15 protein-coding genes are annotated in these 17751 nt (G+C 56.0%); 5 read left to right on the top strand and 10 right to left on the bottom strand.

Annotated features, from left to right (window positions below):
• Nucleotide 1 precedes the first annotated feature (1 nt).
• From DPEP_RS06245 to DPEP_RS06255, 3 genes are all read right to left on the bottom strand, one after another.
• Complete coding sequence (locus tag DPEP_RS06245; RefSeq protein WP_005660558.1) at nt 2–1261, bottom strand: 3-isopropylmalate dehydratase large subunit; 1260 nt, start codon at nt 1259–1261, stop codon at nt 2–4.
• Nucleotides 1262–1617: 356 nt separating this feature from the next.
• The gene (locus DPEP_RS06250; protein WP_005660560.1) at nt 1618–2541 is read right to left on the bottom strand and encodes a carbon-nitrogen hydrolase family protein; all 924 of its coding nucleotides are present in this window, start codon (nt 2539–2541) and stop codon (nt 1618–1620) included.
• A gap of 27 nt (nt 2542–2568) precedes the next feature.
• The gene (locus tag DPEP_RS06255) at nt 2569–4179 is read right to left on the bottom strand and encodes a peptide chain release factor 3 (RefSeq protein WP_005660563.1); all 1611 of its coding nucleotides are present in this window, start codon (nt 4177–4179) and stop codon (nt 2569–2571) included.
• Nucleotides 4180–4437: 258 nt separating this feature from the next.
• On the opposite strand from DPEP_RS06255, the gene DPEP_RS06260 reads away from it, so the two are divergent.
• Both DPEP_RS06260 and DPEP_RS06265 read left to right on the top strand, forming a co-directional pair.
• On the top strand, nt 4438–5988 hold the full coding sequence (locus tag DPEP_RS06260) for a S10 family peptidase (protein ID WP_005660564.1): 1551 nt from the start codon (nt 4438–4440) through the stop codon (nt 5986–5988).
• 22 nt (nt 5989–6010) lie between these two features.
• Nucleotides 6011–6904: an MBL fold metallo-hydrolase gene (locus DPEP_RS06265; protein WP_005660566.1), complete on the top strand. Its 894-nt coding sequence runs from the start codon at nt 6011–6013 to the stop codon at nt 6902–6904.
• 49 nt (nt 6905–6953) lie between these two features.
• Here DPEP_RS06265 and DPEP_RS06270 read toward each other — a convergent pair whose 3' ends face one another.
• From DPEP_RS06270 to DPEP_RS06285, 4 genes are all read right to left on the bottom strand, one after another.
• The gene (locus tag DPEP_RS06270; protein ID WP_005660568.1) at nt 6954–7502 is read right to left on the bottom strand and encodes a phosphoribosyltransferase family protein; all 549 of its coding nucleotides are present in this window, start codon (nt 7500–7502) and stop codon (nt 6954–6956) included.
• Between the two features lie 13 nt (nt 7503–7515).
• Nucleotides 7516–8619 carry a hypothetical protein gene (locus tag DPEP_RS06275; RefSeq protein WP_005660569.1) on the bottom strand — a complete coding sequence of 368 codons (1104 nt, stop codon included), beginning with the start codon at nt 8617–8619 and terminating at the stop codon, nt 7516–7518.
• A 68-nt stretch (nt 8620–8687) separates the two neighbouring features.
• Nucleotides 8688–10007: an SH3 domain-containing C40 family peptidase gene (locus DPEP_RS06280; RefSeq protein WP_083797545.1), complete on the bottom strand. Its 1320-nt coding sequence runs from the start codon at nt 10005–10007 to the stop codon at nt 8688–8690.
• Nucleotides 10008–10011: 4 nt separating this feature from the next.
• Entirely contained in the window at nt 10012–10821 is an 810-nt protein-coding gene (locus DPEP_RS06285; RefSeq protein WP_005660574.1) for a ZIP family metal transporter, read from the bottom strand.
• Nucleotides 10822–10978: 157 nt separating this feature from the next.
• Between DPEP_RS06285 and rlmN the strand changes: the two genes are divergently transcribed.
• Together rlmN and DPEP_RS06295 are read left to right on the top strand one after the other, a co-directional pair.
• Complete coding sequence (gene rlmN, locus DPEP_RS06290) at nt 10979–12004, top strand: dual-specificity RNA methyltransferase RlmN (protein WP_005660576.1); 1026 nt, start codon at nt 10979–10981, stop codon at nt 12002–12004.
• Between the two features lies 1 nt (nt 12005).
• A complete protein-coding gene (locus DPEP_RS06295; RefSeq protein WP_005660577.1) occupies nt 12006–12593 on the top strand; it encodes a ribonuclease HI family protein in 588 nt (195 codons plus the stop codon).
• Nucleotides 12594–12644: 51 nt separating this feature from the next.
• Here DPEP_RS06295 and DPEP_RS13485 read toward each other — a convergent pair whose 3' ends face one another.
• Nucleotides 12645–12794: a hypothetical protein gene (locus DPEP_RS13485; protein WP_156775083.1), complete on the bottom strand. Its 150-nt coding sequence runs from the start codon at nt 12792–12794 to the stop codon at nt 12645–12647.
• A 136-nt stretch (nt 12795–12930) separates the two neighbouring features.
• Between DPEP_RS13485 and DPEP_RS06300 the strand changes: the two genes are divergently transcribed.
• A complete protein-coding gene (locus DPEP_RS06300) occupies nt 12931–15048 on the top strand; it encodes a PAS domain-containing sensor histidine kinase (protein WP_005660580.1) in 2118 nt (705 codons plus the stop codon).
• Between the two features lie 21 nt (nt 15049–15069).
• Here the strand turns inward: DPEP_RS06300 and DPEP_RS06305 are convergent, their stop codons facing one another.
• Entirely contained in the window at nt 15070–17007 is a 1938-nt protein-coding gene (locus DPEP_RS06305) for a DUF2207 domain-containing protein (protein ID WP_040382451.1), read from the bottom strand.
• 4 nt (nt 17008–17011) lie between these two features.
• Nucleotides 17012–17569 (bottom strand): LemA family protein, encoded by a 558-nt coding sequence (locus DPEP_RS06310; RefSeq protein WP_005660582.1) that lies wholly within the window; start codon nt 17567–17569, stop codon nt 17012–17014.
• Nucleotides 17570–17751 lie beyond the last annotated feature (182 nt).

The raw sequence follows: 17751 nt of genomic DNA on the forward strand, positions 1-17751 counted from the left end.
GCTATGCCTCCTCCTGCGCCGGATCGGCGATGTGTCCCTTGACTGCGCTCCAGGCCGCCGTCACAGGGCTGGCCAGATATACCTCGCTCTTCGGGTGTCCCATCCTTCCGACGAAGTTTCTGTTGCTGGTGGACACGCATCTCTCGCCTTCCGCCAGAATCCCCATGTGTCCTCCCAGGCATGGGCCGCACGTCGGAGTGCAGACCGCCGCCCCCGCCTCGGTGAAGGTCCGGATGTAGCCCTTCTCCAGACAGGCGTTATATACCTCGTAGGACGCCGGTATGACTATGCATCGAACCGACGGATGGACCTTCTTCCCCTCGAGCACCGATGCCGCCGCCGCCATGTCCTCCAGCCTTCCGTTGGTGCAGGATCCGATGAAGACCTGCTGTATCTCGGTGTCTCCGAAGGTGGATGCCGGCCTTACGTTGTCCGGAGAGTGGGGCGCCGCCACCAGCGGCGTGAGCTTCTCCACGTCGATCTCCACCCGTTTGGCGTATTCGCATCCCTCGTCGGGATATCTGGCGGTGAAGGGGCGTGAGGCTCTAGCCTCGGCGTAGGCCAGGGTGGTTTCGTCCGGAACGAATAGTCCGGCCTTGCCTCCGGCCTCGACCGCCATGTTTGCTACGGTGAAACGGTGATCCATCGACATGGAGGCCAAGGCGTCTCCTCCGAACTCGAGGGCCATATATCTGGCTCCCTGTACCGATATCTCGCGCAGGACCGCCAGTATGAGGTCTTTTCCCGTGATATGTCTGGATATGGAGCCTCGGAAATCTATCCGTACCGTCGGAGGAACCATGAGCCAGGTCTCGCCTGTGGCCCAGGCCCCGGCCAGGTCGGTGGAACCCATTCCGGTTGAGAAGGCTCCCATGGCTCCGCCGGTGCAGGTGTGGCTGTCGGCGCCCAGAACTATGTCGCCCGGCAGTATATAGCCTTTTTCGGGAAGCATGGCGTGTTCGATACCGGCCCGTCCAACCTCCCAATAGAGCATTTTCTGCTCCGAGGCGAATATACGGGATTTCTTGGCCTGTTCCGCCGAGGCTATGTCCTTGTTGGGGGTGAAGTGGTCCGGAATTATGGCGCATCGCTTCCGATCGAACACCCGGCTTCTTCCCATGGCCGCCATGGCGTCTATGGCGGGAGGAGCGGTGATGTCGTTTACGAAGGCGAAGTCCACCGATACCCGGCAGATGGCTCCCTCTTTGACGGGATCCGTGCTGTGGCTGGCTATTATCTGAGATGCGAGGGTTCTCTTCATGTTGTCCTCCTTGCGTTTTTTGTGAGCACCGCCTTGGGAGGACCCGAGAGAAATAAAAAAGGGCCGATCCGCAAGACTGTGCGAAATCGGCCCTTGGAAGGTCGTTATCGATAGACGAAGGTAAACGCTACCGACGACTCCGGAGGGAGACTCCGCGGTCGATGGTTAGCGATAGGACGAGGCTGTTGACGATTACGTTTATATTCATCTCGCGGTTCTCCTTTCAGAGTTCGGTAAGTTGAGGAGGATTCTAGGGCATATGGGGGGAGATGTCAAGCCCGACAGGACGACTTTGATCGGAGCTGGCGTAGGCTCTCCGTTTGTATAAATACGTCTGAGATAATGCAAACTAAAATTTATTTATCCTGCACCACCAGTTTCAGCACGTCCGGTCTGGAGTAGTGGCCGCAGGGGTCGAACTCCATTCGGCTGGCCGGAACCTTCTGCATGTCCAGCTCGGCAAATATTATGGCTTCCTCGTCCCATAGGGTCTCAGTCACGGCGTGACCGTAGGGATCTATGACGCAGCTTCCGCCACGGCACACCGTGTCAGGAAGTTTAGCGATTTCGTCGGAACAGTTCAGGTCCTTGGGGTACATGTCCTTCGTGAAGTACATGTCGCAGTTGACGAAGTAGCATCGTCCCTCTATGGCGATGTGGCGAATGGTGGACTGCCATTCTTCGTTGTCGTTGGTGTTGGGAGAGATGTAGAGGGTCACTCCCTTTTCGTAGAGGGCGACCCTTGCCAGGGGCATGTAGCTTTCCCAGCAGATCAGGCTTCCGATCGGTCCCCAGGGCGATTCCGCCACGGGGAAGAGGTCTTTGTCACCGTCGCCCCAGACCACCCGTTCCGCCCCCGTTGGCTTCAGTTTCCTGTGGGAGAAGAGCAGTTCCCCTTTCGGGGAGAACAGCAGGTTGGAGTTGTAGAGCGTCGCCGATAGGGCGTCCCGTTCCGACACTCCGATGCTCAAAAACGCACCGGCCTCCTCGGCGGCTTTACCTAGAGCCTCTGTCTCCGGACCAGGGACCACTATGGAGTTATCGTAGTATTTTTTCCAGTCCTCCCGGCCTTCGGCGGTCCTGCTTCCCACCGTGAACCCGTAGGTGATCCCGTAGGGATAGCCTGGAATGAAAAGCTCGGGAAAAACGATCAGCTCCGCCCCTTTCTCGGCGGCTTTCTTGGTAAGGTCGACGGCTTTTTCCGTGGAGGCTTCGCTGTCGAACATGACCGGTGCCGCCTGGACCACTGCGATCCTACATGTGTCCTTTAACGTGAGCATTCTGTTTCCTCCTCAATAATGTTTAGGTTATTCCCCCGAGTGTTCGCAGGTCTTCAGAAACTGTACTTCCGGCCAGTGGTTCTCCACGTACTTAAGGTCCCAGTTGTTGGCCGCCAGGTAGACCAGCTGGTCGGCGCTGTCTTTGGCCAGGTTGTTCTGCTGGGTTTTCTCGAACTCGGCCATTTTCTTGAGGTCGTCGCAACGGACCCACCGTGCCACCGAGTATGGGGTGGAGTCGTAGCTGGCGTCCACCGAGTACTCGGCCTTGAGCCTGGCCACAGCCACGTCGAACTGAAGCACGCCGACGGCTCCCAGTATGAATATATTGTCGTTTATCGGCCGGAAAACCTGTATAGCTCCCTCTTCGGATAGCTGCAACAGCCCCTTGTGGAGCTGTTTGGATTTCATGGGAGAGTCCAGCCTGACCCTTCTGAAATGCTCCGGCGCGAAGCTCGGTATGCCAGTGTACTGAAGGGGCTCTTTGTCGGTAAAGGTGTCCCCTATCTTTATGGTGCCGTGGTTGTGTATGCCCACGATGTCCCCCGGCCAGGCCTCGTCGACCAGCTCTCTGTCCTGGGCCATGAATATGGTGGGGTTGGACATGGTTATGTCCTTGCCTATTCTGTGGTGCTTGACCTTCATCCCTCTTTGAAATTTTCCCGAGCATATTCTCATGAAGGCCAGACGGTCCCTGTGGGCCAGGTCCATGTTGGCCTGTATCTTGAAAACGAAGCCGGAGAACTCCTCCTCGTCGGGAGATACCGTCCTGGTCGTAGTCTTCCTGGGGCCGGGGCAGGGGGCTATTTCCACGAAGCTGTCCAGCATCTCCTTGACCCCGAAGTTGTTCACGGCGCTTCCGAAGAAGACCGGGGTTTGGCTGCCCTTAAGGTAGTCGTCCAGGTCGAAGGGGTTGGCCGCTCCCTCCAGAAGCTCCACATCGCCTCTCAGGTCGTCCGCCTGGGATCCCAGAAGCTCGTCCAGCCTGGGGTCGGACAGGTCGGATATCTCCGTCACCATGTCCTGTTCCCTCAGGGACTCGAAGCCGGCACGGAAGAGGGTGAGCTTTTTTCTGTATATGTCGTAGGTTCCCTTGTAGCCCTTGCCCATTCCCACCGGCCAGGTGAGAGGGGCGCACTCTATCTGTAGGGTTTCCTCTATGTCGGACATCACCTCTAAGGGTGACATTCCCTCCCTGTCCAGCTTGTTCACGAAGGTCATGATGGGGGTGTTTCTCATCCGGCAGACCTCCATGAGCCTCCTGGTCTGTTCCTCGACCCCCTTGACGCTGTCTATAACCATCACGGCGCTGTCCACGGCGGTGAGAACCCTGTATGTGTCCTCGGAAAAGTCCTTGTGTCCCGGAGTGTCCAGCAGGTTTATCTCGTAGTCCCGATATTCGAACTTCATCACCGAGCTGGTGACGGAAATTCCCCTTTCCTGCTCGATCGACATCCAGTCGCTGGTGGCGTGACGGGAGGCCTTGCGTGATTTCACAGCTCCCGCCATTGTTATGGCTCCTCCGAAGAGCAGGAGCTTCTCCGTAAGGGTCGTCTTTCCCGCGTCGGGGTGGCTTATTATGCCGAAGGTCCTGCGACGCTCTATCTGTCTTTTAAGTTCCGAGGAGTTGCTAACGGTCATGTGAATCCTCCCGATATGTCTCAGTATGAAAGGGGAGGTCAAAGGCCGGGAACCTCCCTAGAACAAGAAATTATACATCACATGGAGGGAATCATAAAGGATTATAGGTGTCGTCCGCTCGCACCCCTTGGGCTTTAACGCACCTTGCGTGTATAATTACAGCGCGTAACGAAAGGATCTGAAAGGGCTTATTGTTGAAGATGTTTAATTTAAAAATCCTGCTTTGTCAGTGTCTACCGAGAGGAGATAGTCGAAAAAATGAAAAAATCTTATCTGGCCCTGTTGTTGGGGGCGTTTATCTTAACCTGCCTGTCCTCCGTAGGATGGGCTGAGACGGAAAAGGATGTAGTTGCTCCGGAGGAACAGCCTAGGTCTCAGGAGGTCGTCCCGGAAAAGGCGATCGTGCCTTTGGACGCCTCCGTAACCGACCACACCGTGACGGTGGCAGGCAAGAAGTTGAACTATCGGGCCAGGGCTGAGTTGATGCCGGTGTTCGACGATAAGGGCGACGAACTGGGCAGGGTCTTCTACGTGGGCTACTCCAGGACGAAGGTCTCCGGAAAGGACAGACCTGTTACCTTCGCCTTCAACGGAGGCCCAGGCTCCTCGTCTCTTTTTCTCCACATGGGGGCTTTCGGCCCCAAGGTGGTCAAGTCCTCTCCCGATGGCATAGGCCTTCCCAGGCCTCCCTACGTCGTTCAGGACAACGGAGACACTATTCTGGAGGAGACGGACCTGGTTTTCGTCGATCCCATAGGGACCGGTTTCAGCAGAGGGTTCGATCCGGAGTCGAGCGAAAGTTTCTGGGGAGTTTCCGAGGACGTAGCTTCGGTCGCCCAGTTCATAAGGATGTATCTGACCAGAGAGGGCCGTTGGGGATCGCCTATATACATCGCCGGAGAGAGCTACGGTGGCATCAGGGCCACCGGGTTGGCGTCGGCTTTGATGGACATGGGCATAATGCCTTCCGGTATCATACTGGTGGCTCCGGTGGCGAGCTACGGCGACTTGGTTCCGGACAGCAGCAACGACAGGCCCTACATCCACGCTCTGCCCGCCATGGCGGCAGCGGCCTGGTATCATGGCAAGCTTCCGGAGGATCTTCAAAGCCTGCCTCTGGAGAAGGTCCTCTCCAATGCTAGGGACTGGGCCTCCGGCGCCTATCTGAAGGCTCTTTGGGACGGCAACGGGCTGTCCGAGGAGGAGTTCGAGGTAGTGCTGGAGGGGCTGAACCGCTATACGTCTCTTCCTGAGAGAGACATAAAAAGTCTGAACCTGAGGGTTCCTCCGGCGGTATTTCTCTCCGGGCTCCTCCAGGAGGATCGTCTCATGATCAGTCGCTACGATACGAGGCTCACCGGCCCGGGCGGCTGGTACGACTACGGAGAGGATCCCATGTTCACCCTGGTCGGTGCCCCTTACTACACGGCTTTCATGTCCTATCTCAGGGACGATCTCGATTTTTCCACCGACAGAGAATATCTGAGCGGTAACGACGAGGCTCTCTACCGCTGGAACTTCCAGTCCGGATCGGAGGGATTCGTAGGGTATCCCAACACAGTGGACCTCCTGGCCAGTGCTATGAGACGGTGCGACTTTCTCAAGGTATTCGTCGCCATGGGAGCTTACGATATGACCTGTACCGCCGATTCCATCCTCTATACGCTGGGACGTCTGGACGTTCCCGTGGAGAGGCTGAAGGAAAACGTCACGGTTAAGACCTACGACGGTGGTCACATGATGTACACCAATCCATCCGCCAAGGCGGCGCTTAAATCCGATCTGGACCGGTTCTTCGGGGGTAGATAGACATGAAGGGGATGGAGTCGCCATGGCGGATCTGAAACTGACACATCTCTTGGGAGATAGCTATGTCGTGGAGGGGCGCATAAAGCTGGGGCTCTGGGGACCTAAGGACGATACGGTTCTTCTGGATTCGGGCATGGACGAATCGTCCGGCAGGGCTTTGAGGCGCATGATCGAAAGGGAAGGCCGGCATCTGAGCTGGGTAGCCTGCACCCATTTTCACGCCGATCACGTCGGCGGATGCGCCTATCTGAAGAAGTCCACCGGCTGTTCCGTAGCGATGCCAGCCTTCGAGAGTCCGTTTCTGGAGGAGACGACCTACGAGCCGTCGTTCCTATGGGGGGCGTCGCCTTTCGGGGCTCTCAGGAACAAGTTTCTTATGGCTCCTGTGTGTCAGGTGGACCGACGGTTACCTCAGTCCGGAGAGTGGGAGGAAACCGACCTGAGGCTGGTCTCACTGGCGGGGCACTCTCCGGGGATGGTGGGCTACGTCACGCCGGACGAGGTCGCCTACGTGGGGGACTCGTTGTTCGACTCCGATATGGTGGAGGCCCACGGAATGCTTTACGTGGTGGACGTGGCGGAATGGCTCGTTACCCTCGATTTTCTGGAGAGGCTGGAGGCCCGGTGGTTCGTTCCCTGCCACGCTTCGACCGTGGAGGATCCCTCCGAGCTTATCTCCGTGACCAGGCGGCATCTATTGGATATATCCGACAGGGTTCTCACCCTTTGCAGAACCCCGATGACCAGAGACGACCTGTTGGGAAAGTTGATGGAATGGCTGGATAAGAAGATGGATCCCCTGAGATACGTCTTGAACCTCGGGGCCCTTTCGGCCCATCTCAGTTATCTGATAGACCGTGGAGAGGTGGAGCCCCTGGAGGATCGGGGGAGATTGCTCTGGAAAGCGGTGGATTGAGAAAAACAGGAGGGACCCGATCGTGGGTCCCTCCTGTCTATCGGTCGATCTATTTCTCCGTGGGGAATACCGGCAGAGTCTCCAGGAAGGTCACTCCTTCTCCGTCGTGACCTCCCTCCTCGAGCAGAGGTGCCGCCTGAGCCACCGTTATGGCTCCGGCCCTGTCGAGTATCTGTCTGGCCGATCGGAGGGACGCCCCTGTGGACACCACGTCGTCCACCAGACACACCTTTCGCCCTCTTATCTTGGCTACGTCCGATCCGTCCATTACGAGGGTCTGCTCTTCTGTGGTGGTTATCGACCTCACCGTCTCGACCAGAGGCTCCACCATGTAGCCTTTCACCGATTTTCTTATGACAACGTAGTTAAGCTTCATAATCCTGGCCATGGCGTGGGTCAGGGGAATAGCCTTCGCCTCGGGGCAGACCAGTGCGTCCAGGGATATATCGCCCAGTTTTTCGGTCAGCTTCTCGGCGCATCGTTCCACCAGTTCCGTGTCTCCCATCATCACGAAAGACGCTATGGACAGGTCTTTCGAGATGGCTACCTTGGGCAGTCGCCTGACCAGTCCCGCCAGGTGTAGCTCGTAAAAGTCCATAGAATACACCCTCCTATATCCCGAAAGCCAGTCTTACCGCCACTCCCGCCAGCAACCCGAAGAATGGATTCCACCTGGCCGAGGCGAACACGGTAGCTCCGATCACCATTCCCCAGGGGGTCATGCCGAAGGGGCCCTGAAAATCCGGAACCAGAGATACCGCTGCGGCCATGTTGGTGGAGAAGGTCACGAATACCCCCAGCACCAGCAGGAAGCCGGCGATGGACGAGCGGTGCACGTACCGTCCTATGGTGGGCAGCAGCTTGAACAGCAGCAGGACAGCCATTATGGCCATCATCATGACGGACGATCTAACCGGGTTCGGAGCCGTGGCGGTTCCGGATATGATGGATTCCACCGGAGCCCCTCCGAACAGAGTGGAGGCCATGTCGGCAAGGCTGGAGTAGATGGCCAGGTGATCTATGTCGGTGCCGACCCCTGCTATGCTGCCGGTTATCTTTCCGAAAGAGATGTTGGCTCCTATGTTGAGACAGGCCATGGCCAGGGCTCCGTAGAGTATCCTGGGATGGCGCCATATGTCCCACTTGACCATCCCGAAACGGAATTTTTCGTTTGCCCCGTCTATTACGTGAACGTCCAGATCCATCCCCCTGCTTCTCAGCAGGTAGTTGTACAGAAGCGTCGAGGCCAGGACGGACACGATGATGGTTTTGGCCAAATCTCTGGTCAGGAACCATACCACGAGAGCCACGGCGACCGAAGCCGAACCGGACCAGCGCTCCGACGAGAAAAGGTCTATGGCCACGTTGGCCAACATCAGGCCTACCCCGGCCATCATGGAGTTTACCACCACAGGACCTATCGCCGAGACTATCTTTTCGTTCATGCCCAGCATCGACGGTATCAGCAGGAACAAAGCCCCCCAGAAGACCATGCTGAGCCTTTCGGACAGATCCTTTCCCATTGTGCCTGCCAGCGTGATGGTCTCGGCCTGGAACGATATGGTGGCTACCGAGTTGAAATAAAGGGATCCGGCTATTCCCACCCCGAAGGCCAACGCCGTCGGCAGGGCGGCGAAGCCGAACATAAGGGCCAATAGCCCCTGAGGTATTCCGTTGACTACCACCGCAAGAGCGGCGAGTAAATCGGTAAACATAGCTGTGAGCAACTCCCTCCAAAAACGATATGGCTTACTTTATATCTTCTTGGAGGTAGAATGTCAACTTATGTTTCGGGAAGCCATGGAATCGTCAATCTGTCGATTCGATCCAGTATCAGTTTGCCCGGGGCGTGGTCCGGAAGGTCCTCTCCCAGATTCAGTGTGGATATCACGGTTTTGCCCACTATATACCGTCCTTCACTGCCTTTTTTCTCGGTCCTTATTCCCCACATGTCGTGGAGTATCAAGGGTTTTCCTCTGTAGGTTCCTATGTAGAGCATTATGTGTCCAGGCTGGCCTATCAGGGAGAAAAAAGGTATTCCCTCTCTCGAAATCGTATCTATCTTTTCCTGCCGAGACATCCTCTCCAGGGATATGACCTTACCCTCCTTTGCCTGAGCTCTTGAGTTCCTGGGCAGCCAGATGCCTAGAGGCAGCATAAGGTCTCTGGTTGTGGCGCTGCAATCCCGGTTTTTCAGGAAGCCTCCCCAGCCGTAGGGCTCGTTCATCAACTGTTCCGCCAGGGTCGCCGCACTCCAGGCGGTAGGTCTCAGGGGAGCCGGGGACACGGAGGTCATTGGTGCCCTCAGCTCGACGGACGAGGCGATTCCGTCCTGCCCTGCCATGGGAATCTCCACTGTGACGGTGGTCGCCCCTCTGCTTTTCATCGGCAGCAGTGTCCCTATCTTGGCCTTGAAGAGCGAACTACCGCGATATGCCAGGACGACGTCTTCTCTCGCTACCGCCGCCAGCTCCATGGATCTCCATTGCGTCGCCATTTCGTCGTTCACCGTCGCCAGGTCGGCCATGTCCACCCATCCCGAGGCGTAGGATGTATCGCACCATCCCCAAAGTCCGTCTTCCGAGAAATGAGACAGGTAGAGAGGTTCTCCGGCGTGGACCAGACTGTTCTGTAGGTAGTCGAAGGGGTAGCCCTCTCCCGGCAGTTCGGGAGACAGAAAGGCGGGGGATTTCGTAGGGAGCAGCCTCAAGGATGTCTCTCTCAGGGAGACTGCCCTCGTGCCCAGCTCTCCGACCGAGTCGACCCGGCAAGATTCGGCCATCCTTTTTTTCCATTCGTCGGTGCGAGGGGAGAGGTTTTCGCCGTAAACCCCGTCTCTACAGTAACGGTCCAGAACCCATAGGATAACCTCTTTGCCCTCTCTCGGCTCGTCCTGGTCCCAGGGAGAGTAGAAGCGTTTTTTGAGTTTTTCATAATGTCTCAGCTGAATTTCCTTGGGTATTATCGGTAGGTCCGGCTGGGAGACTGCGTGATACATTGGCGACTGTGGTATTCCCTCTATGCCTCCGAGTCCCCATGCGGGGAGTCGGAGGCATAGAAAAACCGCGACTATTGCGGTCGCTCGAACGGTTTTTAACCTCATCCCGCTAACCCAAAGCCACGTCTAGGATCATCATAATGGTGAACCCCAGCATGACTCCCATCGTTGCCAGGTCGCCGTTACCGCTCTGTTGGGATTCCGGAATAACCTCCTCCACCACGACGAATATCATGGCTCCGGCGGCGAAAGCCAGGGCGTAGGGAAGTATCGGCCTGGATATTCCCACTATGGCGGCTCCGATCACACCGGCGATGGGCTCGACCACGCCGGAAAGCTGGCCGTAGGTAAAGCTTTTGTTTTGCGAGAGTCCTTCCCTTCTGAGAGGTAGGGACACCGCCATTCCCTCGGGGAAGTTCTGTATGCCTATTCCCAGGGCAAGAGCTATCGCTCCAGCCAGGGTGGCAGAGGGGAGACCGTAAGCCACTGCGCCGAAAGCCACGCCAACCGCCAGGCCTTCCGGTATGTTGTGCAGGGTTATGGCCAGTACCAGCAGGGTGGTCCTTTTCCATCTGGTCTGTACTCCCTCCGCCTCGCTGGTAGGAAGTCCCAGGTGCAGGTGGGGCAGGTATCGGTCCACCAGCCTCAGGATGCCGCCTCCGGCAAGAAAACCTACGGCGGCCGGAATCCAGCCGGGAACTCCCATATCCTCGGACATCTGTATGGCTGGAGCCAGAAGGGACCAGTAGCTGGCTGCTATCATCACTCCCGCCGCGAAGCCTAGCATGATGTCCAGGGTCTTTTGCCCCGGTTCCTTGCTTACGTACACCATCCCGGAACCGGCGGCGGTCATTCCCCAGGTGAAGAGGGTCCCTATAAGCGCCTGAAGTACCGGGTGTAGTTGAATAAAACTTTCCATGTCGTAAAGGTCACCTCTCTTTTCTAAGAAAATACATACAGATATTCATAGCATGCCGGTAGGATTTTTGCAACTGGACCGTTTTTTTTAGCTATCTTCCGTCTATGTAGGTTACAATAGAGGACATATAAGAGGTTTATTTTTGAGGAGGAACACCATGTCGGATATGACCTACGGTCTAGAGTTCAATTACGATGAGTGGCGGAATTTCGTCGACGAGGCGGGAGAGCCGTCCTACAGAGCGGATCAGCTCTGTCAATGGATATACGGGAAAAAGGTTTTCGATATACATAGGATGACTAACCTCTCCAAGGATCTTCGTTCGAAGCTGGAGGGGCATCTGTACGTTCAGCCGCCCTTCGCCGTGGACGTTCAGAAGTCTTCGGACGGAACGGTAAAGTTTTTGTGGCGTTTTCTCGACGGTCAGGAGGTGGAGTCGGTCCTGATGGATCACGGCAACCACCATACCGCCTGTCTCTCCACCCAGGTGGGATGTCCCCTCAGGTGCGATTTCTGCGCTACCGGAAGACAGGGTTTCGTTCGGAACCTCACCGTGGGAGAGATAGTGGGGCATTTCCTGGCGATGGAATCCTGGCTGGGGCAGGACATAAAGAATATAGTCTTCATGGGAATGGGAGAGCCTCTGCTCAACTGGGAGAACGTAAAGAAGGCCATAGAAATCCTTAACCACCCCAAGATGAGGGGAATGGGAATCAGGAGGATAACCATATCGACCTCCGGGGTCGTCCCGGGAATTCTGGCCTTGGCCGATTCGGGGCTCGACGTTCGACTCTCCTTTTCTCTGCACGCTCCGAACGACCAAATTCGCTCGAAGCTCATGCCGGTCAACGAGCGTTATCCCCTGGGTCAGGTGGTAGAGGCTCTTCAGGAGTTCCAGAAAAAGACCGGCAACAGGATCACGGTAGAGTACGTTCTGCTCAAGAGGATCAACGACGAGCCCTCCATGGCCTACGAGATAGCCGCTCTTCTGTCCGATTTGGACGTGTACATAAACCTGATTCCCTATAATCCGGTGGTGGAACGTTACGGCAGACCCTCGGCCAGCAGGATAAATCCCTTTATGGCCACCTTGAGAGAACTGGGGTTGGAGGTCGAGTTGAGAAAGGAAAAGGGAACGGATATAGACGCCGCCTGCGGACAGCTCCGAGGAAAGAGAGGCTGAGATGGTCTGGAAGGCCCATTTCGACGGCGGTTCTCGAGGCAATCCCGGCATAGCCGGAGCGGGGGCGGCCTTGTATGACGACGAAAATCGTCTTGTATGGAGAGGGGCCGAACCTCTGGGAGAGAGGACCAACAACGAGGCGGAATATATGGCGGCCATCTTGGTTCTTAAAGAGGTACTCCGTCGTGGCTTGAGCGAGATAGAACTCTGTGGGGACAGCAAGCTGGTGATCAACCAGCTCTCGGGAGCCTGGAAGATAAAGGAGCCGAGATTGGGCGTTTTGGCCGAGGAGTTCAAGGCATTGGCTAAAGGTCTGTCGGTGAGGTTCCGCTGGGTTCCCCGGAAGGATAACTCCGAGGCGGACCGCATGGCCAACCTCGCTATGGACGGCCTGGCTCCTTCAGACGACGTTTCCTCCGAAAAGGAAGAGACTACCAGTCAAGCAGTGGTGGAGATAGTGGTCTTCTCCGATGGAGATGAACGGTATTTCGTAGATCTGCCCCGTCTTAGGTGCAGCTGCGAGGAGTTCTGCTCCAAAGGTGACTGCGTTCACCTTAAAATCTGTAGAGATGCGGGGTTCGCGCCCTGAAAAAAGGACGGGACCTCTAAAGGTCCCGTCCTGCGTTTATGTTTTTACGGATCAGTGAACCGAAACGGCGCTTTCCTGGACGACTCTTCGGAGATACCAGTTCCCCTCGCTGTCCTTGTCCCACAGAGAAGACGTCGATTCGATCTCGGTTACCGAGCTCATCAGGGGATACCAGTTCCCGCAGTCGTCCTTATTCCACATGGTTCGTTCCTCCTTAGTATAGTTTATTCTGATGTCGTTCTTGAAGTTGAGTTTATGATATACCTCGGTCGTGAACCTGTCAACCCTCATTCATAAAAAATATTGGATTGAACTTTTGTAAAAAGGAGGTCTCCAGATGGTGTTGCCTTTCCCCCACGGCGAGATGTGTCTTTCCATACTGGACTCGGTGCTCTACGGGCTGTTGGTCTACGATGGCGACAGGGTATCGTTCGCCAATAGAAAGGCCGTCAGCATCCTCGGTTACGAGGATCAGGAAGCCATAGTCGGTCGTCCCCTGCTCGATCTTATACATCCCGACGACAGGGCCGTTCTCTGGGAGAGGATCCCCAATGCCGCCGCCAGACATACGGTGGTGGGAGAGGAGAGGCTCCTTAAAAAGGACGGATCCTCGGCCCTGGTAGACATAGAGATTTTCCCGATGAAACCGGATGGGTCGGGAAAATCCCTCATGTTCCTGAGGGACATCTCCATGAGGAAGAGGGCGGAAGAGTCTCATTGGGAGAGCGAAAAGAAATACTGGCAGCTTTTCAACTCCATGGGCGACGGTGCTTTCATAAGCGGTACCATCCGTTCGGACATGCCGAATAGGATATCGGAGATCAACGACAGTTTCTGCCGTATGTTGGGTTTTAGCAGGGAGGATCTTGTCGGTCGTCCTGTTATAGATATGGTGGATTCCAGCTCCAGGGACGAGGCTGAGGGTATGTTCGACAGGCTTCTGGACGAAGGGGAGTTGCTGCTTACTCTAAATCTGTTGAGAAAAGACGGCCGGACTTTTCCGGCGGAGCTGTCGGCCAGGGTTATACCGCTTTGGGATTATCCCGTGGTGATGACGGTCGTGAGGGACCTTTCGGATAAAGTAAGGGCCTCCAGCAGGGTGCGATTCGCCGAGAAAAGATACGAATCACTGTTCGATAACCTGGTGGACGCCATGTCTCTCAACGAGATAATGACGGACGAAGAGGGCAAGCCGTGGAACTACAGGCTGCTGGAGGTCAATCGGGCCTACGAGACTTTGACGGGGATGGGAAGAGAGGAGCTCGTTGGAAAAACCGCCTTGGAGCTGTTCCCCGGCGAGGATTTTCTTCTTTTCGACCTGTACCATTCGATAGCTACATCCGGAGAGTCCAAGAGGTTCGTCCATTCCTCTATCGAAAAGGGAACGGTCTGGGACATGGTGGTTTTCTCGCCGGAAGAGGGGCAGTTCGCCCTTCTGATCAGGGATATCACAGAGGAGAGACGGCTGGAGAGACTTATCCGACAGACGGAGAAGCTTCGTTCCCTGGGAGAGCTCACTGGAGGTATCGCCAACGATTTCTTGGCCTATTTCCAGGCCGTCTCCGGCTACGGCGAGACCCTTCGAGAGGATTCCAGCGATCCTTCGGCCAGGGTCATAGGGAGCAGGATCATCGATGTTTCCGAAAGGGCCTTGTCGCTTATAAGAAAGCTTCTGGCGTTTTCCAAAAAGGGAGATGTAGACTTCTGCCCGGTGGACGTACACGACGTTTTATTGAAGCTACGGGGCCTTTTTTCCCACGGATTCGAGGAAGGCCCCGAGGTCGAGCTGTATCTGAAGGCCCCTATCGGTCGGGTGCTGGGCGACGAGGGGCAGCTGTACAACGCCTTCATGAATTTGATGCTGAACGCCAAGGAGGCCGACCCCGAGGGCGATGCAGTCACTGTTCACACCGGTTTTGCCCGTCTGGGCGAGGAAAGCTGTGGGGAGCTGTTGGGGGAGCCCTCCCCGGGCGATTTTATCCGCATATCGGTGGAGGATCACGGCTCGGGAATCGGAAGGAGCGATCTTTCCAGGATAATGGAGCCCTTTTTCTCCACCAAGAAAAACTCGATAGGCATGGGTTTGCCGGAGGTCTTCGGTATAGTTCGGTCTCACGGAGGAGGTCTGTCCATAGAAACGGAGGAGAGGAAGGGAACCACCGTTTCCCTGTTTCTGCCTCTTTTCAAGGAGGAATACGGTGGCAGCAGTTTTGAAGGGTTCGACTCGGTGTTGGAAGACTCCGGTCGGAGCAGGGAGTTCAAGCCGGTCCGTATAGTCTGCTCCCTCGAGGAATCCCTCTTAGGACATCGTCCTCGAGAGTCCAGGTTGGCTCTCGAGGAGATGGTCGATCGAGGTGAACTGTCCCTGGGGAATGCAGAGAGGATAGGCCTGATGATAGCGGAATATCGTTTCGAGGAAGCTTTGGGGCTTTTGAACGAAGAGGGCGGGGAGTGATCCCCGCCCTCTCTCTTGCGTCTACCAGCCGCCACCACCTCCACCGCCGCCGCCTCCGCCAGCAGAGCCACCGCCACCTCCGCCTCCGGAAAAGGCGGAATCCGATCCCGGGGCGGTAGAGGCCGAGGAGATCGCGTCCGAGAAGGAGGACCCCAGAGAGGATGCGAAATCTCCCATTCCTGCCGCATACAGAGGAGCGGATCCCACGTACCACGTCGGATTATATCCGCCGTCTCCTGAATCGACGGAGGAGAGCACCGATGCGAACTTCTCTCCCCATTTTTGCTCCAGTCCCAGAGCCAGAGCGTAGGGCAGGTACCTCTCGAACAGCTCGGGGGTTCTCTCCGGAGGGTTGAGGAGGTTGAGGCGATCTTCCTCCGCGACCTTTAGGTACATGGAGAATCCCTCTATCTCGTCCATCAGGCTCCTGCCCTCTTTGGTAGGTGCACTCAATATGGGAATGAAGAACACCGGTATGAAGGCTATTATCGGCATGGTCATTGCGCATATGGGTGAGAGTACGTAGAAAGTCAGGGAGATGGCCATCAGCATCAAGAAAAGCGTCAGAAGCAATACCAGCGTTTTTGTCAGGATCTTGAAGAAGGCCTTGAATCCGGAGTTCTCCCTCCACGTCTTTCGCAGGTTTCTGACCAGCCCCATGACCATGAAGCCCATGACCAGTGTGGCCACGGTTACCCCAAGTCCGAAGAAGATCTCTTCTTCTCCTTTCCCGAACAGGAAGAACGACGGAACCAGTATGGCCGTCATGATCAGCACCCCTATTATCCCGTAGCCGAGGTTGTTATCGTAGAGCCTTCCGTATTCGGCGTTAAGGCTGTCCGAAAGAGCTTCCTTGGCCGCTCCCAGGGTTTCGTGGTTTTCCTGTTTCAGCAGGATGCTCTCCCTGTCGCCCAGCAGGGTGTCGAATAGCCTTTTCTCCTCCGGAGGAATGGCTCCCTTTCGCCTGTCATCAGGGGTCTTCGTTATCTTGTACTTTTTTAAGAACCCCTCCTCCTCGGATATCACCAGATAACCCTTTACGGCCAGGGATATTATGGCGGAGGAGAAGGACCTGCCGTCGAAGCCCATTATGGACAACTGTCTCACTGCTGCGGGAGACATTCCCTCGGGAGGCAGGAACCTCGGAACGATGATGCCTTTCTTAGGGTCTTTGCCGACCTTCAGCCAGGCCCAGAAGAAGTAGATCAGACCGATCAAGACGGTCCCTCCGAACGCCAGGTCCAGGCCGTGATCGGTCATGAAATAGGCGTTTTTAGCAGGAGGAGCTACGATTCCCTTTGGCCATGACAGAGCGATGGTAAGCCCCTCTCCCGGAGCTAAGGGTCTGGTGATGGCAAAGGATGCCTCGCCTCCCTCCGCCTTCATGACAGCGAGCCTGTCCTTCGATCCCTGAATTCCGGTCCAGGCTCCGGTCTGGAGTATTCTAGCTCCTTCCGGGAGGTTAACGGTGCAGGATGCCTTTTCGATGGGGAACATCCAGCCGTTTCCCGTGACGTTCCAGTATAGCTCGTCGTACTCCTCGTAAAAGCCTATCTGACGGGCGGTCGTGTAAGATATCGTGTAGCGGTGTTCCCCCCTGGACAGAAGGTGGTCCGGGTTTCCTATCCTTACCCTGATTCCGTTGGACAGTCCCTCGGTGCTCCATTTCTCGGGTCTTCCGTCTCTCGTCACCTCGCTCACCTCGAAGGGGACCGTCATGGTTCCTCCTTCGGGCCTCTCGTAGACGGTGGGGAAGTCCCTGAATATTCCCCTCTTTATGTTATGGCCTTCCGCTACTACCGATATGGTCTCCGTCACCTTGACGGTACCGTCTATCTCGACGGATACGTCGCTTCGGAAATCGGATATGACCTCCGCCGCCTCGACGGGCATAACGCAGAGAAAGAGTCCCAGAATAAAGAGGGCGACCGCTTTCGCCAGCCTCATATCTGACCTCATGTCGCTAGAAGGACACCAGAGGAACCTCTCCCTCGGAGCGGTCCTCCAGTTCGAAGAACTCGGCCTTCTTGAATCCGAACGTCGACGCGATCAGGTTGGTTGGGAAGGTCTGTACCGCTATGTTCAGGTTTCTGGCAGAGCCGTTGTAATAACGTCTTGCCATCTGGATCTCGTCCTCCAGGGAGGAAAGCTGTCCCTGAAGCTGGACGAAGTTTTCGTTGGCTTTCAGGTCGGGATAGGCCTCGGCCACGGCGAAGAGGCTTCTCAGAGCCCCGGTCAGCATGGATTCGGCCTTTGCAGAGTCGCCTACTGATCCGGCTGACATGGAAGCCGATCTGGCCTCTGATACCTTTTCGAACACCTCTTTCTCGTGGGATGCGTATCCCTTTACCGTGTTCATAAGATTCGGTATCAAGTCGTGTCTCCGTTTTAGCTGGACCGATATCCCGCTCCAGGCCTCCTCGACCATGGTCCTCTTCTTGACGAGACCGTTGTAGGCCATGATGGCCCAAAGAGCCCCGACTGCCGCAATCGCCGATAATATGATCGCCGATGTTCCCATTTCAAGTCCTCCTTCGATTACATAGATTTTCACCATTGTAGCATCAGTTAGATTGATATGAAACTTGAAGTTTCCGTTCTACTGGTAGATACTATAAAAATAAAGTCGGTCGCTGGGTTGGTGATGACCTGACGATAGGTGGAGTCAGGGGAGGCGGGGCGGCCTCCCCTTTAATTTGCCTG

It is taken from the genome of Dethiosulfovibrio peptidovorans DSM 11002 (genome assembly GCF_000172975.1).
In the GTDB taxonomy this organism is placed as follows: Bacteria; Synergistota; Synergistia; order Synergistales; family Dethiosulfovibrionaceae; genus Dethiosulfovibrio; species Dethiosulfovibrio peptidovorans.